At 56.9% G+C, this 23,182-nt stretch carries 21 protein-coding genes and 3 pseudogenes; 13 read left to right on the top strand and 11 right to left on the bottom strand.

Annotated features, from left to right (window positions below; translation table 11 throughout):
- Positions 1-5: 5 nt before the first annotated feature.
- Positions 6-1,580 carry an IS66 family transposase gene (gene tnpC / locus NCR98_RS31075; protein WP_250528264.1) on the top strand — a complete coding sequence of 525 codons (1,575 nt, stop codon included), beginning with the start codon at positions 6-8 and terminating at the stop codon, positions 1,578-1,580.
- A 148-nt stretch (positions 1,581-1,728) separates the two neighbouring features.
- On the opposite strand, the pseudogene NCR98_RS31070 reads toward tnpC, so the two are convergent.
- Positions 1,729-1,878: pseudogene (locus tag NCR98_RS31070) on the bottom strand (transposase); the annotation flags it as partial.
- On the opposite strand from NCR98_RS31070, the gene NCR98_RS31065 reads away from it, so the two are divergent.
- Both NCR98_RS31065 and NCR98_RS31060 read left to right on the top strand, forming a co-directional pair.
- Positions 1,867-2,043, top strand: a complete 177-nt coding sequence (locus tag NCR98_RS31065; RefSeq protein WP_350029540.1) for a hypothetical protein — start codon at positions 1,867-1,869, stop codon at positions 2,041-2,043. The pseudogene NCR98_RS31070 and the gene NCR98_RS31065 overlap by 12 nt on opposite strands.
- A complete protein-coding gene (locus NCR98_RS31060; protein ID WP_250528263.1) occupies positions 2,044-2,292 on the top strand; it encodes a hypothetical protein in 249 nt (82 codons plus the stop codon).
- Positions 2,293-2,645: 353 nt separating this feature from the next.
- On the opposite strand, the gene NCR98_RS31055 is transcribed toward NCR98_RS31060, so the two are convergent.
- The 3 genes from NCR98_RS31055 to NCR98_RS31045 form a co-directional block, all read right to left on the bottom strand.
- Positions 2,646-2,849 (bottom strand): hypothetical protein, encoded by a 204-nt coding sequence (locus tag NCR98_RS31055; RefSeq protein ID WP_250528262.1) that lies wholly within the window; start codon positions 2,847-2,849, stop codon positions 2,646-2,648.
- Positions 2,850-3,112: 263 nt separating this feature from the next.
- Complete coding sequence (locus NCR98_RS31050; RefSeq protein WP_250528261.1) at positions 3,113-3,346, bottom strand: TMEM175 family protein; 234 nt, start codon at positions 3,344-3,346, stop codon at positions 3,113-3,115.
- 157 nt (positions 3,347-3,503) lie between these two features.
- The gene (locus tag NCR98_RS31045) at positions 3,504-4,436 is read right to left on the bottom strand and encodes a tyrosine-type recombinase/integrase (RefSeq protein WP_250528260.1); all 933 of its coding nucleotides are present in this window, start codon (positions 4,434-4,436) and stop codon (positions 3,504-3,506) included.
- A gap of 605 nt (positions 4,437-5,041) precedes the next feature.
- Here NCR98_RS31045 and NCR98_RS33560 point away from each other — a divergent pair.
- From NCR98_RS33560 to NCR98_RS31010, 8 genes and pseudogenes are all read left to right on the top strand, one after another.
- Entirely contained in the window at positions 5,042-5,191 is a 150-nt protein-coding gene (locus NCR98_RS33560) for a DUF2934 domain-containing protein (RefSeq protein ID WP_350029539.1), read from the top strand.
- A gap of 377 nt (positions 5,192-5,568) precedes the next feature.
- Positions 5,569-6,046, top strand: a pseudogene (locus NCR98_RS31040) (IS110 family RNA-guided transposase); the annotation flags it as partial.
- Positions 6,047-6,859: 813 nt separating this feature from the next.
- Complete coding sequence (locus NCR98_RS31035; protein WP_250528259.1) at positions 6,860-7,657, top strand: hypothetical protein; 798 nt, start codon at positions 6,860-6,862, stop codon at positions 7,655-7,657.
- A 314-nt stretch (positions 7,658-7,971) separates the two neighbouring features.
- On the top strand, positions 7,972-8,988 hold the full coding sequence (locus tag NCR98_RS31030) for an SIR2 family protein (RefSeq protein WP_250528258.1): 1,017 nt from the start codon (positions 7,972-7,974) through the stop codon (positions 8,986-8,988).
- The gene (locus NCR98_RS31025) at positions 8,985-10,685 is read left to right on the top strand and encodes an ATP-binding protein (protein WP_250528257.1); all 1,701 of its coding nucleotides are present in this window, start codon (positions 8,985-8,987) and stop codon (positions 10,683-10,685) included. The genes NCR98_RS31030 and NCR98_RS31025 overlap by 4 nt, the downstream gene beginning before the upstream one ends.
- 236 nt (positions 10,686-10,921) lie before the next feature.
- Entirely contained in the window at positions 10,922-13,630 is a 2,709-nt protein-coding gene (locus tag NCR98_RS31020) for a tetratricopeptide repeat protein (RefSeq protein ID WP_250528256.1), read from the top strand.
- Positions 13,631-13,816: 186 nt separating this feature from the next.
- Positions 13,817-14,446 (top strand): DUF6988 family protein, encoded by a 630-nt coding sequence (locus NCR98_RS31015; RefSeq protein ID WP_250528255.1) that lies wholly within the window; start codon positions 13,817-13,819, stop codon positions 14,444-14,446.
- Positions 14,447-14,644: 198 nt separating this feature from the next.
- Positions 14,645-15,253, top strand: a complete 609-nt coding sequence (locus NCR98_RS31010; RefSeq protein WP_250528254.1) for an SPFH domain-containing protein — start codon at positions 14,645-14,647, stop codon at positions 15,251-15,253.
- Between the two features lie 291 nt (positions 15,254-15,544).
- Here the strand turns inward: NCR98_RS31010 and NCR98_RS31005 are convergent, their stop codons facing one another.
- Together NCR98_RS31005 and NCR98_RS31000 are read right to left on the bottom strand one after the other, a co-directional pair.
- On the bottom strand, positions 15,545-16,477 hold the full coding sequence (locus tag NCR98_RS31005) for a tyrosine-type recombinase/integrase (protein WP_250528253.1): 933 nt from the start codon (positions 16,475-16,477) through the stop codon (positions 15,545-15,547).
- A 23-nt stretch (positions 16,478-16,500) separates the two neighbouring features.
- Positions 16,501-17,055 carry a nucleoside 2-deoxyribosyltransferase gene (locus tag NCR98_RS31000; RefSeq protein ID WP_250528312.1) on the bottom strand — a complete coding sequence of 185 codons (555 nt, stop codon included), beginning with the start codon at positions 17,053-17,055 and terminating at the stop codon, positions 16,501-16,503.
- Positions 17,056-17,487: 432 nt separating this feature from the next.
- Between NCR98_RS31000 and NCR98_RS30995 the strand changes: the two genes are divergently transcribed.
- Positions 17,488-17,700 (top strand): hypothetical protein, encoded by a 213-nt coding sequence (locus NCR98_RS30995; protein WP_250528252.1) that lies wholly within the window; start codon positions 17,488-17,490, stop codon positions 17,698-17,700.
- Positions 17,701-17,791: 91 nt separating this feature from the next.
- On the opposite strand, the pseudogene NCR98_RS30990 reads toward NCR98_RS30995, so the two are convergent.
- Positions 17,792-17,893 (bottom strand): annotated as a pseudogene (locus NCR98_RS30990) (methyl-accepting chemotaxis protein); the annotation flags it as partial.
- Between the two features lie 373 nt (positions 17,894-18,266).
- Here NCR98_RS30990 and NCR98_RS30985 point away from each other — a divergent pair.
- The gene (locus NCR98_RS30985; RefSeq protein WP_250528251.1) at positions 18,267-18,458 is read left to right on the top strand and encodes a hypothetical protein; all 192 of its coding nucleotides are present in this window, start codon (positions 18,267-18,269) and stop codon (positions 18,456-18,458) included.
- 360 nt (positions 18,459-18,818) lie between these two features.
- Here the strand turns inward: NCR98_RS30985 and NCR98_RS30980 are convergent, their stop codons facing one another.
- The 4 genes from NCR98_RS30980 to NCR98_RS30970 form a co-directional block, all read right to left on the bottom strand.
- Entirely contained in the window at positions 18,819-20,315 is a 1,497-nt protein-coding gene (locus tag NCR98_RS30980; protein ID WP_250528250.1) for a hypothetical protein, read from the bottom strand.
- A gap of 248 nt (positions 20,316-20,563) precedes the next feature.
- Positions 20,564-20,782, bottom strand: coding sequence for a DUF4113 domain-containing protein (locus NCR98_RS33555; RefSeq protein ID WP_350029538.1), 219 nt, complete (start codon positions 20,780-20,782; stop codon positions 20,564-20,566).
- A gap of 51 nt (positions 20,783-20,833) precedes the next feature.
- On the bottom strand, positions 20,834-21,676 hold the full coding sequence (locus tag NCR98_RS30975) for a lysozyme inhibitor LprI family protein (protein WP_250528249.1): 843 nt from the start codon (positions 21,674-21,676) through the stop codon (positions 20,834-20,836).
- Positions 21,677-21,790: 114 nt separating this feature from the next.
- A complete protein-coding gene (locus tag NCR98_RS30970; protein WP_250528248.1) occupies positions 21,791-22,759 on the bottom strand; it encodes a hypothetical protein in 969 nt (322 codons plus the stop codon).
- Between the last annotated feature and the right edge of the window lie 423 nt (positions 22,760-23,182).

The following is a 23,182-nucleotide window of genomic DNA, read 5'->3' as shown; positions in this document are numbered from 1 at the left end:
GACGCATGTCCCAATCTGCGCCGCTTCCCACCACCGTCGCTGAGCTCCAAGCTATGGTGCTCAAGCAGCAGGCGTCAATCGAGAACATGGTGCGGGAGATCGCCGCACGCGACGACGAAATCGAACACTTGAAGGCGCAAATCGACAAGCTCAGGCGGATGTACTTCGGGAGCAAGTCTGAAAAACCGGCCCAGCAGATCGATAAATTGGAGGCGCAGCTGGAAGACCTGACGGCCGGTCAGGGCGCGGCCGAGACGCGAGGACACCGAGACAAGACGTCGACGGCGCCGCCCGGTCGAGCGCCCACGCGAGAGCCGCTGCCGCCGCACTTGCCACGCGATGAAATCGAACTCACACCGAATTCTGCTTGCCCCAAGTGTGCGACAACGATGCAGCGACTTGGCGAGGATGTCTCCGAGCAGCTCGCGCGCGTGGCGGCTGCGTTCAAAGTGATCCGCACGATCCGTCACAAGCTGTGCTGTCCTGATTGCGGCCACATCGAACAGCCCGCGATGCCGAGCCGGCCGATTGAGCACAGCATCGCGCATCCGAGCCTGCTGGCCGACATTGCGGTATCGAAGTTCGCCGATCACCAGCCACTGTATCGCCAATCGGAGATTGCGGCACGCGAGGGCGTGACGCTGGATCGCGCCAGCATGGGCCGCTGGATTGGGCAGATCTCCGAGATCTGCGGACCGCTTGTTGAAGCAATCCAACGCTACGTGCTGGTCCCCGGTAAGGTACATGTCGACGACACCCCGGTTGCGGTGCTCGCGCCAGGCCACGGAAAGACGGTGACCGGTCGCTTCTGGGTCTACGTGCGCGACGATCACCGCTCGGGCTCGACCGAGCCGGCTGCGGTATGGTTCGACTTCTCCTCGAATCGCAAAGGCGTCCATCCTCAGACCCGTCTCGCCGCATTCCGTGGCATCCTGCAGGCCGATGCTTACGCCGGTTTCGATCAACTGTATGCGAGCGGCGAGATCCACGAAGCGGCATGCTGGGATCACGCGAGGCGGTACATTTACGATGTTCACGCGCGCACACCGACTTCAGATACCCAGCAACTGCTCGAGATGATCGGCGAACTCTACAGCATCGAAGCCGACATCCGCGGCAAGGCGCCTGACGAGCGCCTGCGCTTCAGGCAGGAAAAGAGCAAGCCGTTGCTCGCTAAGCTCGAAGCGACGGTCAGGGTAAAACTCGCGATGCTATCGACGAAGTCCGCGCTCGCAAAAGCAATCAATTACTCGCTAAATCACTGGGCGGCGCTTGTGTTCTACTGCGAGGACGGTCGAGTCGAGATCAGCAACGTGCTTGCCGAGAACGCGCTACGCTGTGTCGCGCTCAGACGCAAAAACTATCTGTTCGTCGGCTCCGACAGCGGGGGCGAGCGAGCCGCCGCGATGTACAGCTTGATCGGGTCGGCAAAGCTAAATGGGATCAACCCGCGCGCCTACCTCGAATACGTCCTGACCCACATCGCTGATCACAAGATCTCACGCATCAACGAATTGCTGCCCTGGAACGTGGCCGACAAACTGAAGCCGGCCGCTGCGCCTGCACCCTCAACCGGGTAGATCTGGATAGATTTGCGTGGATCCTGTCCACGATCGCCGATCATGGACACGATCTCCCGTGATCTATACGAATTCCACCACGACAGCACCATCATGCCTCACGCGCGCGTGAATGAGGAACTGGCCCAGCCGAGTCGCTTACGTCAGACATCTCAGCACGCTTGTCTGCACCGGTATAGCCGTTGTCGCCGAACACACACTCTTCCTTGCCATGCAGCAGCGCATCGGTGACTGTGACATCGCTGACATTGGCGGCCGTGCACTTCACGTGGTGCACCAGTCCGGAGTGGTCGCGCACAAGCGTGATGCGACGCAGGCGGGGCTGGACTGGGCGACGCCGGAACTGGACGACGAGACCTTCCTGCATATGGATTCGCTGCTGGATGGCTTCGTCGATGACCTCGCATTGCTGGCGACCGAGACCCCGGTCGACATGCGCAAACTTTTGAAGGAAGCAGCCTAAATGCCGAAAGACTCGAACGTGTATGTGGTGGTCGGGGAGGGTGTCGTCACGGTTAAACGTGAAGGCTCCAATCGCGCGGTGCTGGCGAACGTCCTCGGAAAGGTACAAGTCGATGGCGTCGAGGTGCTGTGCCTTGACCGCCTCGTTCATGAAAGCCATGAGCAGCAATTTGGCGAGTGGACGTTGGCAGGAGCAGTCACGACCTTGCTGTCTCGATCGCTGCCGCCCCCGACTGGCGCGGCAGCATAAGACACAGCGGCATCCTCGGGTGCCGCTCGTCATACCCTTTAATCACAGCCCGGCTTTCGAGCCGGTTTTTTTTCGACTTTGCACCCGAGACCTGATGACCGTTCGGCCACACGTCGGGGTGTTTTCGCCATTGCGAGCCCGAGTGTTCGTTGCACCGCATCTCGTGGCCCTTAATGCCAATACGCTTCGTTCGCGGTCTGGCGTCCCCCCTCGTGCGCCGGCCGTTGCTTGCACGCGATACGAGCGGCGAGGCCGCTATCAAATGGCAAGGCTCATCGCGCGGCCGGGTCCGGATTCGCCATGACCGATTTGGGCCGCGAGCTGGCCGATTGTCCGCGTCGCAATCTCGCCAGTCACGGCAAACGATGCGACGGTTCGGGCAGCGTATTGGCGACGAGCACGGTCGGACTGGCGGCGCGGGCGGCAAAGGGAAGATCGAGCAAACCGGCGCTCGCGAGCGCGCTGCTTTTGAGAGGCTGCCGCTTCGGCGTCGCGACGCTAGTCCATATCGCTGCAGCATTCGTCGCGATCGCGGCGTCTCGGATCGGGGTAGCCATTGCACTGCTGTGCGTCGCTTTCTTTTTGCTGCCACCCCAAGCCGCGGTATAAACCCAGAGAGGAGCTGAGCGAGGCCGAGAAAACTAGTACAACTCGCTACGGTGAAGGCTGCGCGAGACGGAACACGGCGGTGTCCGCATCGGGGCGTATCGACGGCTCCCGCGGTCCTTTTCGAATTGGTAAAAGAAGAGGAGCATTCGAAGCTAGAAAATAGCTACTCCTTTCTATCCTTGCCGCGCCCTCGCCGCAAGCTGCCCCGGAATTATTCGGTAGCGATAGTTCTTTCGGGCCACGGAATGGAATTCGCGCCACTGCTCCGCATGGCGCTTGCGAGGTCGCTGTAGCCATGCGTGCCCTCTGGAGATCCGGGCACCTTGATCTCGACAATTAGCAGGGTCAGTGCGATCGCGAAAACCGCGTCGCTGAATCCCCCGAAGCGGTCAAGTCCGCGCTCGGCCCCATGCGTTTCCACGTCGGCAGGTCGTTTGCGTAGCATCGTCTGAGTCCCTTCGCATACGCCGGGGCCGCTCTGCTCGGAGCACAGCACGCACAATCTATGTCGTATTCGCAGGCTTACTTGCTGACCGAGAAAAGTTGCGTAAGTGCGACCGACTAAGAATGAGCGCTTCTGGCCGAAGCCGATCAAAAGGCTTCTAAGCCTGTGCTTCCGGCATCTCATTAGGATCAAGAGTTTGACGAAGGCGAGTGGCGGTGCGGTGGCTGGATAGGCCCATGAGGTTGCTCACCTGTTCGTTGGTCCTGCCTGCTGCGACGTGCCGGCGACCGTAAGTGTTCCGGAGCAACCGCGGGCTCTCGTCGGCCGCAGTCAAGCCGGCCCGCTTAAGAGCGACACGCACGCATTTGAGCATCGTGTCCGGCTGCATTGGTTTTCCTGCCGCGGTGGCGATGAACAACCATTGCGTCACGCACTGGATGCTTCGACGCGCTTCATAGTAGGCGCGCAGAACGTTTGCGGCAAAAGGATCGATGGGCACCCGTCGCGCGATGCGAGGCCCGTGTTTGTCGACGAAGACAGTAGGGCGATCGTAGGCGACATCAAGATCATCGGACCTCAGTTGCCTCAACTCGGCCGCCGTCAAACCCGAGGCGAGAAAGAGCGCAACGATTGCCATGTTCCGCAGTTCTCTGAACGCAGCGCCTTGCGTGTCGACACAGACGGCCTGTAGGCGCAAATCGTCTTCTAGCGAGAGATAGATCGGCGTCGGTTCGTCATCTGGCCAGCTCTCATTGATGAGCATCAGCGCGGCCGGATTGTCCGCACGCAATTCGATGTTGACGAGGTGCCGCGTGAACCGGTCGATCAGCTTGAGATAGCGCAGGCGGGTGGTCGTGCCGGGCGCGCAATCCTGTGCAAGTACCGAGAAGAAACCATCAAGGTGGTCCATTCCATAGCTCGTCACGGTCGCACGGTGAGCGATCAGATAGTCGTTGAACCGCGAAAACATTGACCGGTGCTGAACGATCGACTGGTCGGCGAACGCGCGGCGATCGGCGCCGGTAGCTTCCTCCCGTTGCCACTGCGCATAAGCGTCTTCCGGTGCGATAAGCCAAAGATCGTCAGACATAGATGTCGATATACTGAAGTTCGCTAAACCCCAACCCTACCGCGAAGCTAACGCTTCGCCAACCCCCAGCTTCCAAGGACCGGGGGCACTCCTGGCGACTTCTCTATCGATTGCATCAGGCAGCCGTCGGTCCACCGACGACGACCCGTGCAGAGCACGCGAGCATTTGATTGACGCTCAGGCCGAAGTCTTCGATGAGGGAGCCGCCCGCGCAGTAAGCGCCATCGCTTTCGGTAGCCGCCGCCTCAACGCGCTGAGCCAGCGTCGATTCGTTGGATCGATATCCCCAAACGGGCTTCCCTAGCGCCACCGCAAGGCCGACTTCGAGGCAGTGCTGCTGTCTGGCTCGCCCGCGCCCCGAAAATGATCGAGGCTCGCCATGACAATATCGGCCGAACGGCTCAACTGGACGTTCGCCATATAGGATATGGCGGGCTGCATTCTGCGCCGGGAGCGAGAAGGGAACCTCGCCGTCGAGCGGATAGAGCCCAACGAAGCCGCGATCGCGGCAGAGCTGCTTCAGGTGCTCGCCATGCGCCTTTGTGTCACGTCGAAGGACGGCAAAACAGGCAAGGGAGATAAGCGGCTGAGTCGCGGGACGCTCGATGGGACGATGCCGTTATCCTTGCGGCAACACAAACGGAACTCAGACGATGCAAGACCTGCTAACGGAACAAGCGGTCCGTGCACGCGCTTACCACTTGGGGGAAGCAGATGGACGTCAGCGAGGCCGCGACGAGTATTATTGGTACTAGCCATCGATCTTCTTGACGAAGAGGCTCAGCTATCCAAAAACATTTCCGCTTCGGTGTCAGCGTCGGCTGAAGCCAATCAGCAACGCTCACCAACTATTTGCAGACAGTGGCTCTCTCACTGACGTGGCATCAGGAGACACACGAAATGTTCAAACGCTCAGCCTGGAGAAAACGATGGGCGACGTTAAACCAGTGAAAACATCTAGAACGAAGTCCACCAAGGTAAGGGCGGCCCGCATTTAAATACGACGGCCGGATGGTCAGTTGAGCTGGGCCGGCCGTTAGGCGTAATAGACCTAGAGGCTACGCTGTGGCATCGGTCCCAACAGGTGGCGCCTGGCGTCGATCAACGTGCCGCTTCCGTGAGACATATCGAACACTATAAATATCTTGACGCCCAAGTTGTCGAAATCGAGAAGGAACTGGTCGCGCAGCTTCGCGAGGACGAAAACGCCGCTCGATTGCTTTCAATTCCGGGGATTGGCACCATCACGGCAAGCTTGCTCGCATCTGAGATCGGAAGCATCACACAGTATGCGGGTGGAAGAAATTTTGCCGCATCGATCGGACTAGTCCCACGTCAGAAAAGCACGGGCGGACGAACGACCTTATGCGGCATCAGCAAACGCGGTGACAAACATCTGCGCCGTCTGCTCGTGCAAGGCGCGCGTGCTGTCATACAGCGCGTGCAAAAAACGTAACGACAGGCTTGGAGATTGGATTCGTTCGATGTTGATTCGACGACACTCGAATGTGGTTGCATGCGCGCTTGCCAACAAGCTTGCTCGGATCGCTTGGGCCGTTCTGACGAAGCATACGGAATATCAAGGTTCGTTGTTGATTCACAAAAGTTGAGATTTTGCTAACCAGGTTTTGCGACTGCTGGAGTTTGATGACCAACGGCTCAGCGACCGGACGAATAACCTGACAAGTTCTACAGCTCATTAGCAGCTGCCGACATTTTGAGGTTCGACTGGTGCGGTTTTCATCTCGGAACAACGGACGAGCGTCCGGCACGATTCCGGATAGATTTGCGCAAGCCACACACTGTCACAACCAGAGGTTGCAAAATTCGGGCTGGCCATAGATTGAACTTGGGACCTACATCAATGTTCAGTTCCTTTTACTTATGTAAAATGCGACGCGGAAATTCGCATTAGCGATGCCACCGCGCTATGAAACTCTCAACTACCGTAGTCGGCCATTAGCCGTCGTTCAGATTCGGCGTCTTTCAGACATTCAAGCGTCAGCAACAACCCGAAACCAGCCCTCCAATCGCGAGTGATGAACGCTCGGGAGTCGGCCATCGCGGACGCTCCCCGTGTTGGTACGGCGAAAGCACATGGGACGATCGAGCGATCACCCTGTCGGTCTCCGCAGAGACATGCGCTCTGCGTACATCTCGAACTGGTAGAAGCGACGATGCCGCGTCAGTCTGCGCACTGAATCAAAATCCGCGGAGATGGGCGGTAACGTGACCGAGCCGGAAAAGTGCGATGACGACGCGCTCGCAGCGATCCTCGATGACCTCTTGGGCGACGACACGATCCGAGGTTCAGCATAAAGTTCTCCCTTCGGGGGGCGTGCTTTATATCGCGACCACAATCCGCGCGGGCGGCCGTGAGAAAATCTGGCCACATTCTTTTTAATTATTCCAAGCAAAAACACATGGCTGCGAACAAGTTCAACCTGTCTCTGCTTCAAGCCGTTAGCGACTGGCAGCGCAGTTCGACGGAGAAACGGGCTGCAGCGCTCAAGGAGCAATGCGCTTCGCTCCCGGCGAAATTCCGGACAAGTGTGAAACGCTGCTACCGCCAGGTCGGCCTGACGAAGGGTTTCGTATGGGACCTGATCGCCGACGACTGCTTTAGAGAAAAAGTGTCGTCCTGGACGCTGAGCTATCCTGTTGCCATGACCTTTAAAAATGGGGTACCGCCTCGGGGAAGTGACTACCAAGGCGCGATCGTGGCGATCGAGAGGCCCGCATCCGCGCAGATCATCGTCAACATCAACCGTCTGTACAAGGATCGTGATTTTGCGACTGCCATGGAAGCGAACAAGGCATCGATCACCGGCTACGCGCAAGGCGCGGGTCGCTATAAAGGCAGTCAGCAGGAAATCGTCATCGAGATGGACACGGTCAGCAAAAGTCAAATTCGCTCACTCGGCGGTCATTCAAGTGACCTCGACGAGTTGGCGACACTCGCCCACATGAGCATCTATTCCCAATGCGGTCGCCTCGCGACGCCACAAGAGCTCGCGCATCTCAGGTCCCTTGTTGGTCCGAGCTGGCTTTCTCAGGCAGCCACCACTCGTGTTCTGGATCGCACGGAAGTTCACACCGAGATTCTACGGGAAGTAAAACGGCTACAGGCACAGGCACAGGCACAGGCACAGGCACAGGCACAGGCACAGGCACAGGCACAGGCACAGGCACAGGCACAGGCAGGACGGCGGTCTGAATGACGACGTCTTCAGTGGTGGCCGTGACCCCCAAACAAAAATACGATACGTCGCGCGCGCCGGCGTAAAGAGAGAGTGTGATGCAAGTCTTCAGTTCCAGGACTAAAGGGCAGTGGCTCGCACAGTTGCCACCACCTGCTCCGCCCGCTGCCGCCGTAGTGGCTAACGCAGCGCCCGCGCCGGAAGACCCAGCTGTCTCCGAAACGAAGCGCGCCCTCTCGGACGTACTCCGCTGCACTAACTTCGTTGTGCTTTCAGGCCTGGGCACATCCCTTTGCGTACGACCGGCCTTTCAGGGAGGTGCCAAAGCGCCGACCATGCGAGACCTCTGGCAGCAGGTCGAAGCCGCACAGAACATTCCGGTGCCGCCGGGTGTTGCGCAGAAGCCTACATTTCAAGGGATTTTGCAGCTAGTGGGGCACCCGCAGGACAAGACTGACATTGAAGCTCTGCTGTCGAGATGTCGGCTGGCCGAGTCCTTCCTTGGTGGGCCACAGAAAACTGACGTCGAGAACTTTATTGCCACAGCGGAAGGTGTTATCGTCCGGGCAACGAATTTTCTCGCGGATAACCACCCACTCCCGGTTCACACCGAGTTCCTTCGCCGCGCCGCTCGACGTTCGCAGCGCAAGTCCCGAACAAAGGTGTTCACCACAAACTACGACCGCTGTTTCGAAGAGGCGGGGCGCCAAGGTCGCTACATCGTGGTTGATGGGTTCTCCCATACGGTCCCGCCCACGTTCGACGCCATTCATTTCACGTACGAGACCGTGCGCCGCGTGAACGACACGGAAGCTCTTGAGCCAATCCCCAACGCATTCCACCTGTACAAGCTCCACGGGTCGGTCGACTGGCAACGACAGGACTCCGGCGAGATCACCAAGTGGACGCAAGGCGGAAAGCCTGTGCTGATCTATCCGCGCAATTCAAAATACGAGTTGGCGTTCGAGCAGCCTTACCTGGAGATGATCAGCGCGTTCCAGTCGGCCATGCGCGAGCCTGACACGGGTCTTTTGGTGGTCGGGTTCGGGTTCAACGATAACCACCTGGCTGAGCCCATCATGTCAGCGATCCGCTCAAACCTGTCGCTGAAAGTGGTCGTCGTGAGCCCCGGACTGGCTCCGTGGGATAACGGGCAGGGACAACAAGGGCCCGGAGAATGCGTCACGAACAGATACCTCGCCAGACTGCGAGACCTGGCCAATGCTGGCGATGCTCGCATCAGCCTGCTTAATTGCGGTTTCGAGCAGATGGTTCCGCTTGTACCCGACCTTGCCGCGGAAACAGACCTAGAGCGGCATGTGGCACGACTCCGCAGCGTTGGTGCAGCATGAGTGGCCTTGTGGTCTCCCCCTTCGACGGTCAGCGCTACATCGGGTCCGTTTGTTCGGTTCGGCCTGCTACGGTCGAGGTAAACCTGCCCCTCGCATCTTTTCCGAACAGCACGCATGTCGCCGGATATCAACTGCAACGCGGTCAGGTTGGCGAATTCGTCGTAATCGAAGGTGAAGAGCATGCAGTGCTTGGGCGGCTGATCGAAACTCGGCTTCCAGAGCGAGAGCGTTTGACTGTTGAACCCACGCACGAAGGCGACGACCGTCCGAATCCGGTAGGAGTCGTCCAGCTTCTAACTGCAATCGACCTAACCAATGGCCTCGCCCTTCGGGGGGTACCGCTTGCGCCGCGGATAGGCCAGCACGTATTCTCCGCCCACCCGCTTGTTATCAAGCAAGTCGTCGAATCAGGCAGGACGCTGGAAGACCGAAGAATCCAGCTCGCCAGCTTTCCACACGCGCGCGATACGATGGTGTCGCTTTCGCCGAGTCACCTGCTCGGGAGGCATTGTGCAATCCTTGGCGCCACGGGCGGTGGCAAAAGCTGGACGTTAGCTCTTCTTGTTGAAGAGGTGGTTCGACTGCGCGGCAAGGCGATTCTCTTTGACGCCACCGGCGAGTTCCATACTCAGGACGCACATGGCGTCACTCACGTCTATCTTGGTGGGCGACGAACCAGCGCAGCAGACCCACGACGCTTTCTGAGCTTTCCATATTGGCAGCTCACCGAGTCAGACCTGTTTGTTCTTCTTCGTCCAAGCCCTGGCGTGCAGGCTCCGAAGCTCAAAGAAGCGCTGCGCAGTCTGAAAGTCGCCCATCTGGTTCCCGTGTTAGCACAGGACGGCCGAATTCGGAAATCCGGGCAGCCGAGGCAACCCTTCGAAGCCGCGTGCGTTCAGCACGCCCCGGCATTAAATCGCCCCGGCACTTACTTCGACATTAGCCTGCTATCGGAACAAATATGGGAGGAATGCGTCTATCCCAATGGCTTTGGCAACGCTGCCGGTAACTGGGGTGCGGCTACGCCAAACGAACAGTCTGCTTGTGTAACATTGCTCTCGCGAATCGAAAGTGAACTCGCGTCTCCCAACCTTGAGTGCCTGTTTTCGCCGGCCGGCCTCGAATCGCTTCCGGACATCGTCAATGAATTCCTAGCTGACGTGAACCAGCGGGTTCTTCGCATCAGCCTCGAATTTCTGTCCTTCGAGCACAATGCACGTGAAGTCGTCGCGAACGCAGTCGGGCGCTACTTGTTGGCCCTTGCTCGTGAAGGGCGCTTCCTGCAAATGCCGACAGTATTGATGCTCGACGAAGCCCATCAATTTCTCGACAAATCCGTCGGCGACGAATTCTCGCGAACCGACCTTGACGCGTTCGGGTTGATTGCGAAAGAGGGGCGCAAGTATTCGTTAACTTGCGTGCTCTCGACGCAACGACCGCGAGACATTCCGGAGGACGTGCTAAGTCAGATGGGTATGTTTATCGTCCACCGACTCATCAACGAGCGGGATCGCACGGTTGTGGAAAAGGCATGCGGTGATTTGGACGCTTCCGCAGCCTCATTCCTGCCGACGTTGGGTCAGGGCGAAGCGATGGTGGTCGGGGTTAGCTCGCCAATGCCACTTCCCGTCTCAATTTGTAGGCCACGTCGACCGCCTTCGTCGCAATCCGCAAACTATGAAGCTCTGTGGGTCTGACGGCCAGAATGCCGGCGGAATTTGCCGTTACGCATGTCTCTTCGGTCTTTTACACAGCGAATAGTCGTTGCAGAACTGAAAGGGCGTTCTGAAGATTCGTCCATGCGCCATGCGATGATGCTGATCAACGCGGTGATCAGCGCATGTTGTGAAATATGCCCAGATCATGCGACCAGAAATTTAATTTGTGAACATCTAAATGAGGCGCTTGAATAAAGATTCCTGTCCGGCGACGGATGGTCGCTCAGTTAATCCCGGCGATTGCGCTTATTGCAGGCGACTTTGAAGAGTTCTGTGGCAAGCTTCTCGATCACCTCTTGAAGACTCCGTTGGAGCATTCTGGCGTGAATTTTGTTGGTCAACCAGTCAGCAGCGTTCTTGACAGCACTAGCGACGATGGCACGGTGGTCGCCCAATACTCCGCTGAGGCCGGCTATTTTGCAGGGGATATGCAAAAAGCGCTCGGCGATATAGACAAGGCGCTCGTTCGGCGGCCAATGGCAAAGCGCATCCTTCTGATATCTGCAGAGCAGACGCGGCCTATCGTCGCCGACAACTTCAAGAAGAAGGTGCTCAAGCAGAGCCGGATGAAAGGCCGCTCTCTTCGTATCTTGGGGTCGCAGACTATCGCGACGCTTATTGTGCGACACCTACTGTTGAATGACGCGGCGATCGAAGAGCTCTCGCAGTATCTTCCGGTGTTGGGACAGTTGCGCGAAGAGTTTGCAAAGGATCTGCTGTTTCTCGATTTGCCCAAGCGGCATCGGCCACGACCGGAGATCACCCGCGAGATTCGCTCTCGGTTGGCTGCAACTCACTGCTTGGTCCTCACCGGTCTGGGCGGCAGTGGTAAGTCGGTGGCGGCGGTTGCTTACGGGTTCGAGCACGCGAATGAATATGACCTCCGGATATGGTTGGAACCGGACGAATTTAAAGGTGCCAAGGCCCTTCACGCACTTCCACTAGTGCGAGGCGGCACAAGGCGCAACGTCGCCACGCTTCTCAAACGCCAGAGATGTCTGTTAGTTATTGACGATCCCGCGGTATCGGTTGAGGCAGCAGAGTTGGCTGCAAGGTGTGGAGAGGGATCACATGTGCTTGTCACGGCGAGGACTACGGTTATCGGCGAATATCGCATTCCGGCATTGACCCAGGATGAGGCGCGCGACATTCTGAACGATTCAGTTATGCCTCATTGCCCGCCCGGGATCTTCGACACAATTTGGTCAACAGTAGCGGGTCATCCCCTTAGCTACGCACTGATGAACGCAGCGGTGCGGACCGGTGAGATCTGGCAAAATCTCGCGCTCGACTGTCGAGAAGTCGGTCAGCTTTCTGATTCGCAAGTGGAGCCGCAAGCTAACCCACAGCAGCGCTTAGCCGACCGCTTGCTTTCTCGGTACAGTGCCGTGTTGAGGAAGGAACTGTCTTTCTTCGAATGGGTGGGCCAACCGGAGTGCGACCTCGGGTTCCTCAGCCGGGCAATCCTTCCCGCTGGAATCCGGAAGCCCAATGAGCGGGCGCTTACCACATCCGGGCTTCCATCGATGATCCGGCTTCACGACGTGGTTTACTCCAGCCTTTCGAGCATCGACTGGTTGTCCTCCCAGACAAGCAATCGATGGAATGATGTGCTTGGTGAATATCTTGCCGAGACGTCACAACTCAACGACCTCAGCTTTCGCGCCACGGCCTTGAGCCTGCGAAATCGTCTTCGCAAACTTATCCAGGCAGGAGATACGCGACCGGCTTACGTTCTTGCGCTATTGGCGGTCACCAGTCACGAAAGTTCTGACTCGCTCGGCCTGGATTACCCCCAGTACCTAGTGACCCAAGTCGCCGGTCGGACTGATAGGATCGACCCGCTGTGGTTCAGAATGATCATCGAAACATTCGAATGGCAGTATTTGCGCGTGAAATTGGTCGGAATGAAGGAGGCAAAGGCCTTCGCCGAGCGAGGCTTAACGCTATTCGATGACCTTGAGCGTATCCCTGATTTGACCTCTCGGCAGCGTTCTGAGATCTGCCATCATCGAGGCAAAGCGCTCGCATGGGCAGGCCGTCGTGACAAGGCGGTCCAAGAATTCGAGGCGGTGATGGCGAGCGAAACTCCTCTCGACGCCACGCGGCTCCAACTTCTGCGCGCCTACAAGAACGCCGGTTTGAACGACAAGGCGATCCAATTGGGTTTGGAAGTAATAATGGCCGCTGAGGCTCATGCAGGAAACGTTTCGCCGTCGGTGCTCGTTGCAGTAATGCAAGACATTCCTTGGCGTGAGGAAAAGGCAAGAAGGGAGATATTGCGCCCCCGTGAGGACTTCATTATCCGGACGATCTTGGACAATGCGGCCGCAGGGGTCGAGCAGGCTTACAGTACGCTGGCCGCAGTCGCTCGCTTCTGGTCGCAAGAAGCGCCTGAAATTCTACAAGCAGTTCTTGAGAAAATTCGGAAGCCTGACATGGCCCGCTTCGAAGACGACGATACTCGTCACGGATTTGCCGAAGTCCTGTTCGAATACGGCAGAGGACGCGGAGAGAATGGTAAGCCCTCGCTGGACACCGCTTTAGCTTTATTCGAGGGGGCGATTCGAGCTAAACCATACAACGAACAGCGCAAGGCAGAGCTATTGATTGAGATGGGCCGCGCCGGGGAAGCCGAAGCTATATTGGCAAATCGAAACGAATTGCAGACGAGCGGCTGGATTCAGAGGCTAATGGCGCGGGCGTTGCTTGTACTTGGGCGTCCCGAAGAGGCAATAAACTGGATTGATCGGGCTTTCGAAGACCAAGCCTGTCGGTCTCAATTCCATCAGTTTCGGGAGCATCGATACGAAATTCGTCAGGCGCTAGGTGATAAGGGCGCGACAGATGATCTCCGTGCTGCGATAGAGTTAGCACCAGAAGGTGCCATTAGGGACAGGTTGAAGAGTAGGTCTTCCTGCTAGAACGGCAACGCTAGGAATGCTTGGCGCCGCTCTTTGGTCATATGGGACTTGGCAGTGGTAGGCGAAGTCTTGCATCTGGACGCTCAGCTACGTGTGACGGCCACGATTAACATCATTTCATGACGAACCCTAACGATATCAATCTCGAGAAGTGGCCTTCGTACATTCAGCACGACGGCGTGCTCCATGCTTTACAAATTGCCGAGCAGGTTGCAATTTGGAACGAAGAAAAAATTGTACGGACTCAAATTGCACGCTTCTGATCCAAAGCATTTGTCTGCTACCGCGTTTTCGATAGTTCACGAGCACCAGAAATCCTGTCTCTTCTTGGTTCAACACGGCCTCGTCGGTTCGGCCACAGCATTGATGCGTCCATCCGTTGAAGCCCTGATTCGTGGACTGTGGTTGCAATGGGCGGATGAGCTGGAGCTTGTCCGTTTCCAAAGAGGAGAAGACAGTCTCAATCCAGAACGTGCAATTAAGATGATCGTGCAGCGCTCAGGCGTCGCACGCTACAACGATTTGCTTGCCATGTGGGTTGAGTCAAAGACAACGCTGCACGGTTACGTACATCACAGCTTTCAGTCAATAATTCGTAGGTCCGGACAAGTTGATATACCCCCAGAGGAAATTGTTTCTCTTGTGACCTTCAGCGCCGCGCTCGCAACGCACGCTTCGATTGAGCTTACCGAGCTTGCAAGCAAGCGAGCCGTCCCGGGCCAAGAAGAGGCTCGTCGAGAAGCTATGCACATGTTACAGGTTGAACTAGTGAGCTTCCTTGATGCACTCAGCGTCGCCGAAATCCGGACTAAGTAGAATGTTGTTCGCTAGAGGCTCGGAATGGAAGATGGTTACATCGATGGGGCAGCCTCCAGTCTCGATTTCCGACCGGCGTGCGTGATCGTTCTCTCACGCACGCTTGAGATCATAGTGCCTCCGCGCTAACCTCCGGCGTTCCTTCAGGACGTCCGAAGCAATTCTTTCGTTTCGCATTTCTCAAACAACACTGTCATCGTGCTGGACGGTCTGCCCGAGAGCGAATCTTCTAATGCGAAGAACGCCTACAACGCATTGCGCGACCTGTCGTACCGATGGAGTGATCTAAGAATTGAGTACATGCGTGCTGACACGACTGCGGGCATGAAAAGCGCGCTGGGCTTGATCCTCGCGAACGTCGAAAGTGGCTGCTTGCCCATTATCCAGTTTGAGTGCCATGGCGACGCGCTCCGGGGATTCAAATTGGGAGATATGGGCGAATTTATGAGTTGGACCGAACTCGAGGTGCCGCTGCGCAAAATAAATAACGCGAGCAAGTGCAATCTCGGCATTGTCATGGCAGCATGCTTCGGGATGTTCGCCATCTCGCCGTTGAAGATTGATCGCCCCTCCCTTTTTTATTTCCTGATAGGAAGCCAAGACATCCTTACAGTGGGGGAGCTGCGTTCGCAACTGCGAGCGTTTTATGGAACGCTCTTCGAAACAGCGAGCCTTGCGGCAGCTATGGGAAAGTCCCGTCTTTCGAGCAATTCCACGCTGAGCGACTCCTGGCTAGTACGCTTACCGATTATGTCCGCCAAGGATGCATGGGAAAGGGAAAGGCGCAACGTGTCGAAGATTTGTTGACAAGGCTTAATACCGAGAACCCAGGTGAGATCAATCGGGAAGGGATGCGGCGCGCGAGAAGGGCGGCCAAATCACTCACGAAAGCAGAAGACCAAGAGTCGGTGTTAAAACGCTATGCGAAAGCGTTTCTGCCGGGACGGAAAGTTTCGTTCTCTTTCGGCGACATTGTTTCGCTCGCTCGAAAAAGCAGCGGAAACCAAGCCCTCGCCTAACGCTGCGAGGCTCCGACGTCGCAACGTCCACCCGATGCATGAAAGAACGGTCGCAGCCGGTCGAGGCCGCGAAGGCCCTCTATTTTTGCGCGTCGGGTGTTTCGCCAGATTCGAGTGTTTGACGAAGGCGAATGGTGGTGCGATGGCTCGACAAGCCCATGAGGTTACTCACTTGCTCGTTGGTCTTGCCTTCGACGATGCGTCGGCGACCATAAGTATTTCTGAGTAAGCGCGGGCTCTCGTCTGCTGCCGTCAATCCAGCTCGCTTAAGTGCGGCGCGGACGCATCTGAGCATCGTGTCAGGCTGCATCGGTTTCCCGGCTGCGGTGGTAATAAACAACCATTGGGTCGCGTACTGGATGATTCGACGCGCGTCATGGTAGGCGCGAAGCACGTCGACCGCGAAAGCGTCGATGGGCACTCGACGCGCGATGCGAGGCCCATGTTTTTCGACAAAGACAGTGGGGCGGTCATTAGCGACATCGAGATCATCGACCCTCAGTTGCCTCAACTCGGCGGCCGTCACTCCGGAGGCGAGAAAGAGCGCCACGATTGCTGTGTTCCGAAGCTCCTTGAACGCCGCGCCATCCGATGACACACATACCGCCTGTAGCCGTGCGTCGCCTTCCTCCGGCAGATAAATCGGCGTTGGCTCGTCCTCCGGCCAGCTCTCGTTGATGAGCATTTGCGCGGCCGGATTGCTGGTCCGCAATTCGATGTTGAGTAGGTGGCGAGTAAAGCGATCGATCAGCTTCAAGTATCGGAGCCGGGTAGAGGTGCCGGGGGCGCAGTCCTGCGTAAGGTCGGTGAAGAAGCCGTCCAGGTGGTCCGTTCCGTAGCTGACCACAGTTGCGTGGTGGGTGGCCAGATAGTCGTTAAAGCGCGAGAACATCGAACGGTGCTGGACAATCGACTGGTCGGCGAACGCGCGTCGATCTGCGCCGATGGCTTCCTCGCGTTGCCATTGAGCATAGGCGTCTTCCGGTGCAACGAGCCAGACGTGATCACTCATAGAAGTAGATATACTGAAATGCACTATAGCCAAACCCTACAGCGAAGCTGACGCTTCACCAACCCCAAGCCACCAAAACAGGGCGCACTCCCGGCGACTTCTCGATCGATTGCATCAAGGCAAGCCGTCGGTCCGCCGACGACGACCCGTGAGCACGCGCGCATCAGATCGACGCTCAGGCCAAAGTCTTCGATGAGATAGCCGCCCGCGCAGTAAGCGCCATCGCTTTCGGTAGCCGCTGCCTCAACGCGCTGAGCCAGCGTTGCTTCGTTGGATCGATATCTCCAAACGGGCTTCGTAAGCGCCACCGCAAAGCCGACTTCAAAAGCCGTGCCGCTGTCCGGCTCGCCCGCGCCCCGAAAGTCATCGAGGTTCGCCAACACAATACAGGCCGAACGGATCAACTGGACGTTCGCCATGTAGATGTGGCGCGCAGCGTCCTGCGGCTGGAGGGAAGAGGAGACATTGCCGTCGAGCGGATATAGCCCAACGAAGCCGCGATCGCGGCAGAGCTGCTTGAGGTGCTCGCCATGCGCCTTTGCGTCACGTCGAAAGACGTCAAAACCGGCAAGGTAGATAAGCGGCTGAGTCGCGGCACCGTTCGATGGGCAAGGGCGCGGGCGCGATCTTTCCGTCCCGCACTCGCTGTTTCAAGCGCGCGATTTGTCGCTTAACCGCGAGAACGCTTTTGCCGAGTTCCGCCGCCACATGCTCGGCGGAAAGCCCTCGATCCAAGCATCTCATGACGCGTCGCTGTGATTCTGTAGAATTCCGCGCGGGCATTGGTCCGTATCAATGTCTCAGAAAGTCACGTTTTTAGCATACGTGCAGACGCTCGGTGTCAAGCCAGGGTCGCCGACACCCCTGTCAGCGGCACAAGGCGCCGCGATGCATCAAGCGACGAGCCCTGGTTGCTGGATAACCCCGACAACCAGATTTTCTCGCCGTCAGCGTGCGTACTCGGAGATTAAAATGCTGTCGCTGTGATCCGCGCGTCCTAGAACAGCAGGATGAAGGCGTCGCGCCTCTGCAGCGAATGCAGCGCGCGCGTCTGCACACGTGAAGTCGACGTCAGCGACGATCTTTTCAGCTACGTCGTGGATCTTGCCAACGCGCTTGCTGTCGCTGGCAAGGATGACGGCAGTTGCGTTAATGCCGCGGCAGTTTTCTTTGAAGACGACGCTCGAAGCGTCGATGCTGAATGCTATTTCCTTGAATCCTGACGTTTCGGCCGAGCAGGAATGCTTGACCTATTCCATCAGACTACTGCCGGCTGGCAGAAGTCAAGGCGGCAGACTCGTGTTAGTTCGCGACCTTGATCTCCTTTGCGGCCTGCTCACTACGCTGAGCGAGCGTTCGAAGTTCACCGGCTACGACAGCGAATCCACGACCATCCTTGCCTGCGCGTGCAGCCTCAAATTAACCGCGCTAAACGCCGCTACCGGTCTAATACCCACACCCAAGTTGCTTATTCACAATGAAGTGAATAACGTTGTAGAGATGCCTAGACCGAGCAACCTGCAGAGACGGTCGAATATTGAGAGGACTTTCGCTCATTTTCTGAGCGCAAGCATTTCCTCTGGCGCTCATGGGCCGAGTGTCAGCGCGGCCCTTGGGAAGATGAGAACGACGGTCACATATTTAAATTCACGGACATCGGTTATATCGACACAAAGGCCGCCGCGAACGAGCGGGCGATCGCATGGGTGAAGGCGTGGCTGGACAGTAACTACTGAGGCGAACATGAAAATCGAGCTAGAGCTGACCAAAAAAGGTCTACGACGGGCTGGTGATGGTGGCATCCACTGCAAGCGAGCGCAATGTGCGGCGCCACGGGACGACAACTCATGGCGCGATCGACGTGAGTCGAATGCTTGAAATGCTGGCCGAGGACGTGTCGATGATGCACACGCGGCCTGAGTCCTTGGAGGCATCCAACATGTTTTCGGTATTTGCCTCGCACGGCTACCGGTTCGAATGAAAGGACGGGGGCTGCTGTTCCGTTAAGCGAGGTTGCGGAGCGCACAGATCGCATCCAAGTTGCTTGCACGCGATCCGAGCGGCGAGGCCGCTATTAATGTGGCAAGGCTCATCGCGTCATCGCGCGCTTGGGTCCGGATTTCTATATGACCGATCTGGACTGCGAGCTGGCCGATTGTCCGCGTCGCAATCTCGCCAGTCACGGCGAAACATCAGACGCGCGTAGGTGCGTTGCCACCACGTCATCTTTGGAGGCTCCGGCGTCTTCAGGTATAAATGCGCCTTGTCCAGTGACCTGACCGCGACACATGAAGTTTTATGCACTTGTCTCGAGCAGTAACTGCAAGTCGCGACTCGGCATCTACCTTTGCGCTGGATTTACAGGGTCACTTGTACCTGATCCTGAAACCGGCGGAATTAAATCGATTTGGAGGTTGTCAGGCAGCGGCGTGTACTGTTGGAGAGGTCGAGGGCCGAGAGGGAAAGGGTGCATAGGGTAGGGTTGATGCGTCGCGTTGGTATGCTGACCACCCGCCCGGTCCTGTTGCGAAGTGTTTGGCTGTGTCTTGACGTTGGGAACTAAGGCCCCGTTCGGTTGTGGTGCGACGTTGGGAACAGCATTGCCACCGGGGTTCGTCTGCGCAGCGGCTGCCTGTACCCGAGCGCCTTCCTGATCGACGACCACCCCCTTGTAACCGATGACGACGGGGTTTGAGAAAACCCTCTCCACGCGGATACCAGAGGTCGATCCCGAAATCACTTGCGCTGAGACGCCCGCAAATTCCTGCTGTTCGAAACCTGTCGCTTGCTGCGTCAACATCTCCAGGAGATTATTCAACCTGGCTTGCTGAGCCGCTTCGTCAGTTCCTGCGTTCGTCCCTGCGCCTGGCACAGCACCGGCTGGTGCCGCAGCTGCCGGAGCTGGCACCAGTGCGGGAGCTGCTGCGGGCGCCGGCGTTGCCGCCGCGACCTTGGTTTGCATTGTCTGTGCGTCCGACACAGCCTTCGTGAGGGCTAGCAACGTTGCATTTCTGGTCGAATCGGCCGGGCTGTTCAACTTTGCCGATAAGCGCGCGGCGGCCCCTTTTTCAAAAGAGAAATTAACGCTGATGGCATACGCGGCATAAATCTCGGTAATTGCCAGAAGGATTGGTGACGCGTCAGCACCACATTGAGGCGCATAGTAGGCTTTCATCCCTTCGACCCAAGGCCAGAACTGAGGCTCCAGATTGCTCTTAATCTTGTCGTACACCGCAAACTGACCAAGCATGAACGGTACGCCATAGGACCCGGCCGCCGGAATGTTGATTGAGATCGACGCCACATCGTTGCTAGAAAGCCCTAAACCAGCCAGGACAACGCCTGCAGGGACAAGAGCGCTAGCCTGAACGGACGTTAGCGACGTAGAGAAGAATTCCGGCAACGAGACGTTCCGCAGCGCGAACTTACGGCCCTTTTCGACCATGCCGTCAAGGGAAGGCATGGTGCCAATGCTATTTGGATTGGAAAACGCGTTATTTTTTGGCGCCTGATCCTTGGTCAGGCCTGGCATCCTTATGGCAGTGTCGTAGTTATCCCCAAGCGTTTTGCTTAAATCAAGGCGCGCGATCCATAAGGATTGAGGCGTTGGGCCTGTCGGCGTTATGTTGGCGGTGGAAAGCGAATTGGCATCACAAAGAAGATAAAGATCACCGACCTGGAGGTCTTCGCGCGGCGGAAATACGGGGTTGATTTGGTACGCTCGAAGCCGATCGCTCCACTCATTTGCTAAATTGTTCGGATTGACCACCGGCGTAGCGCATGCCGACACGAATAACGCTGAGACGGCGAGGCTGAGCGCACACTTTGTGTTACTCATCGCAGCTCTCCCATAATTCTGAAGTTTATAAGGATTCCTATCCGATCATCTCCAATCATCGCTTCGCCGATGGCTGAAACTAGATCTTAGGACACGCATTTTGGTGTAGCCAAATAATGACCGAGTATTCCACCTCCATGATGATGGCCGATCGCCACCCCTCCGCTTCGTGAGACAGCCGTTGTGCCTCGGGCGGTCAGGCTTTCGCAGCAAGCCGCCGACGCAAGGTCTGTCGCTGCAACAACGGTTCACACCAAGAGCGGCTCGTCCCAGTAGGTCGTATAGCGCGGGCTGATAAAGTCGCTGCGTAGAGCCCAGACCGGCCTCCGCCCAATGCTGGAATTTTCATTAGGTATACGAATATAACTAGCGCAAAGTTGATTATCATGCGCGCGCGAACGCGGCGGGCACGCAGCTAGCAGGCAACTTAGAGCGCAGGCCTCTTGCGGCTGGCATGTTCTAGGCATATTGCTTGTCGAAATCCGCTAGAGCACTTTTAAGGCTCCTGGCCATCTAAGCTACCGGAACACCTGAATCACTGCCGTGCGCTTGGTCGTTTCGTCTCGTGCGCATATAACAGAAGTGGCGCTCAGCTGTTCACGCATATTGGCCCCCGGGACCCCGCACAGCTTGTCGCGCTCTTTGATCCACGCACGCTCATCGTTCCTTAACCGCTCCTGCGCATTGCTGTCCAAGCGGGCCATCGCTGCCTTGTATTCCTGGTTTAGCCGCATATCGGCCTGCTGTCTTTCGGCTTCGACGCACTGCACAGTAGCCGAGCCACTGCCCATCTTGCTGCATTCACCGCGAGCGGTTGGTTCCATCGAAGGGGGAGCTGACGATGGCAATTCTGAGGAAGGTGTCGGAGCGCGTTGCGCCGTCGGAGTGCTCGTCAAACCTCTCTGCCGAAAAATGCCGGTGCAGGTTTGCATCGTTCCGGTTCCTGGCCCGGAGTAAACAGGCGCACAATGAATATCTCCGAAACGTCGACCCACGTTGAAGAACCCAACAATACGGATCTTCGGTTCCGCCGCGGACACGCCACGCATTTCACCTGTGACACCGTACGCACGGGCCGAAGTAACGAGTCTGCTATAGGTTATCTGTCCATCGATAGCAACGTAGCCAAGCGTTCCCGGTTGGCCCACTGTACCTGAAATTGTACCGTCCTTGATCTGCACCGGAACGGTGACCTGGAACGTCGGATTCGGCATTGTCCTTACGTCAAGTTGCCACGCGCCGTCAAATTGACTTACATTCGCAACGTCTGCGATCGCGTGCGTGCATGCGCCGACAAATGCCAGCGTTGGCAAACGCTTTAGCAATTCTTGTTTAGCGTACCTTCTTTTTTGTCGCTCCATTGGCGTCATTTACGTCAGATGATGTCGTTACGGCTTTCCAGATCCCGAAGATCGAGTTCTCGGCTTCGGCAACTCGTGGCGCCGTAATCACAAATCCAATGTTAGGTGGTCAGCTTAATTAGACGGGCGGTAGTTGGACTGGCTCGCCAAGTTCGGGTGCTTCGTTCTAAGCCCACTAACCCCGGTTCGACGCAGAGCCCGCTTGGGCGCCGCATACTTTTCGGTTCGCTTCGGGGCATCGCCATCACCCGAGCCACCCGCGTCGGGTGCACCACGCTGAGTCCCGACCAGAGCCGCGTTCTCTGGCGCCGCCTGTGCGCCAAATAATGTACGAATACCCTCTACCAGGCGGTTAAGAATCAGAATCACTACGGATGTGCTGAATCCGAGGACGAACGGAACTAAAAGTCGCAAAGCTTGGTTCCACTCACTCGGATCTTGAAATAGAGAGGTCGGGGCGTCTCGGGCTAACCCACTATGCTTCGCATTTGCGATCCAATCCCCAAATGACAGGAATACCTGCCACGCGAACGGAAGCGAAAACATCAGGCCAAATAGCGCTCCCACGATAACGCGAACACCTAATAGTCGGCTGCTCGTGATATCGAATGTGAGATCGTCTTGAACCGAGAGTAAGTTCATCGCGACAAAGGCAGTCGCCCCTAATGCACCCATCGCAGTTAAATACACTACGTACGGGATGAACGAAACAGCGGCCGCGACGCCAAGCATCGACATTACAACGGAGGCAATGAAACAGGTCACAACTAGCGCAAGGCACCAATACGCCATTTTGGGAATCCACGGTGGGAACTGACCGAACAAGAACCGTCGCCGTAATGGCGTATCAAGTTTCGAAAACAGGACCTCTAGGCTTCGGTCGAGCGTGTACCACTGATCAGCGTTGGGTCGTTTTCCAAATGTACCGTAGGTTACGTATTTCACCCCGGATATAAAGCCAGATGGGACTTTTTTTGATTGAAGCTCCTTTCCGTTGAACAATAAAAAAGCGTATAAGTCGCGAAGAAGTTGGGTCTGCGCGACAAAATTACGGTCGTTCACAACCCAGTAATCTTTTTCCAACTCCGCTCTTCCTTGGAGGCAACCAACCGGATGCCCCGCGGCACGTTGACTTCTGAGAAGCATTCTTATGATCTTTATTGTCGCGCCCATATAGGTCTTACCTCCGTTGGATGAGGAGCTTTTAATGAGTTGTAGGCGAAATCTTGGGTTTGACAAGGGCATGATTACTTACCGAGTTATTAGCGAGCGTCAGTTTTCAATCCGTCTCAATCCTGCGAAGGAAAATTGTTGACCGCAGCCCTCAGGGTCGAAAAGTAGCGTTGAAATATTCTGCGAGGCTGCCGTCGAGCCTATTGGGTCCAGCAACAGAGAAAGCTTGACGACCTACATCGATAAGGAGTACAAACATGTCGAGGCCAATTTGAAATGTCCGATATCCGGCTAAATTGAAATGTCCGGTTTGGGGTCGGTTCCTGCTTCCAA

Origin of the sequence: Caballeronia sp. GAWG2-1 (assembly GCF_023631405.1) — a bacterium.
In the GTDB taxonomy this organism is placed as follows: Bacteria; Pseudomonadota; Gammaproteobacteria; order Burkholderiales; family Burkholderiaceae; genus Caballeronia.
Note: the sequence above shows the minus strand (reverse complement) of the source record. Positions and strands in the feature narration are given on the sequence as shown.

Coding starts and splice junctions, on each gene's coding strand:
- tnpC (WP_250528264.1), top strand. CDS start 6: ATGTCCCAATCTGCGCCGCTTCCCACCACCGTCGCTGAGCTCCAAGCT.
- NCR98_RS31060 (WP_250528263.1), top strand. CDS start 2,044: ATGCCGAAAGACTCGAACGTGTATGTGGTGGTCGGGGAGGGTGTCGTC.
- NCR98_RS31055 (WP_250528262.1), bottom strand. CDS start 2,849: ATGGCTACCCCGATCCGAGACGCCGCGATCGCGACGAATGCTGCAGCG.
- NCR98_RS31050 (WP_250528261.1), bottom strand. CDS start 3,346: ATGCTACGCAAACGACCTGCCGACGTGGAAACGCATGGGGCCGAGCGC.
- NCR98_RS31045 (WP_250528260.1), bottom strand. CDS start 4,436: ATGTCTGACGATCTTTGGCTTATCGCACCGGAAGACGCTTATGCGCAG.
- NCR98_RS33560 (WP_350029539.1), top strand. CDS start 5,042: ATGGGACGATGCCGTTATCCTTGCGGCAACACAAACGGAACTCAGACG.
- NCR98_RS31035 (WP_250528259.1), top strand. CDS start 6,860: ATGGCTGCGAACAAGTTCAACCTGTCTCTGCTTCAAGCCGTTAGCGAC.
- NCR98_RS31030 (WP_250528258.1), top strand. CDS start 7,972: ATGCGAGACCTCTGGCAGCAGGTCGAAGCCGCACAGAACATTCCGGTG.
- NCR98_RS31025 (WP_250528257.1), top strand. CDS start 8,985: ATGAGTGGCCTTGTGGTCTCCCCCTTCGACGGTCAGCGCTACATCGGG.
- NCR98_RS31020 (WP_250528256.1), top strand. CDS start 10,922: ATGGTCGCTCAGTTAATCCCGGCGATTGCGCTTATTGCAGGCGACTTT.
- NCR98_RS31015 (WP_250528255.1), top strand. CDS start 13,817: ATGCTTTACAAATTGCCGAGCAGGTTGCAATTTGGAACGAAGAAAAAA.
- NCR98_RS31005 (WP_250528253.1), bottom strand. CDS start 16,477: ATGAGTGATCACGTCTGGCTCGTTGCACCGGAAGACGCCTATGCTCAA.
- NCR98_RS30995 (WP_250528252.1), top strand. CDS start 17,488: ATGAAGGCGTCGCGCCTCTGCAGCGAATGCAGCGCGCGCGTCTGCACA.
- NCR98_RS30980 (WP_250528250.1), bottom strand. CDS start 20,315: ATGAGTAACACAAAGTGTGCGCTCAGCCTCGCCGTCTCAGCGTTATTC.
- NCR98_RS33555 (WP_350029538.1), bottom strand. CDS start 20,782: ATGCCTAGAACATGCCAGCCGCAAGAGGCCTGCGCTCTAAGTTGCCTG.
- NCR98_RS30975 (WP_250528249.1), bottom strand. CDS start 21,676: ATGGAGCGACAAAAAAGAAGGTACGCTAAACAAGAATTGCTAAAGCGT.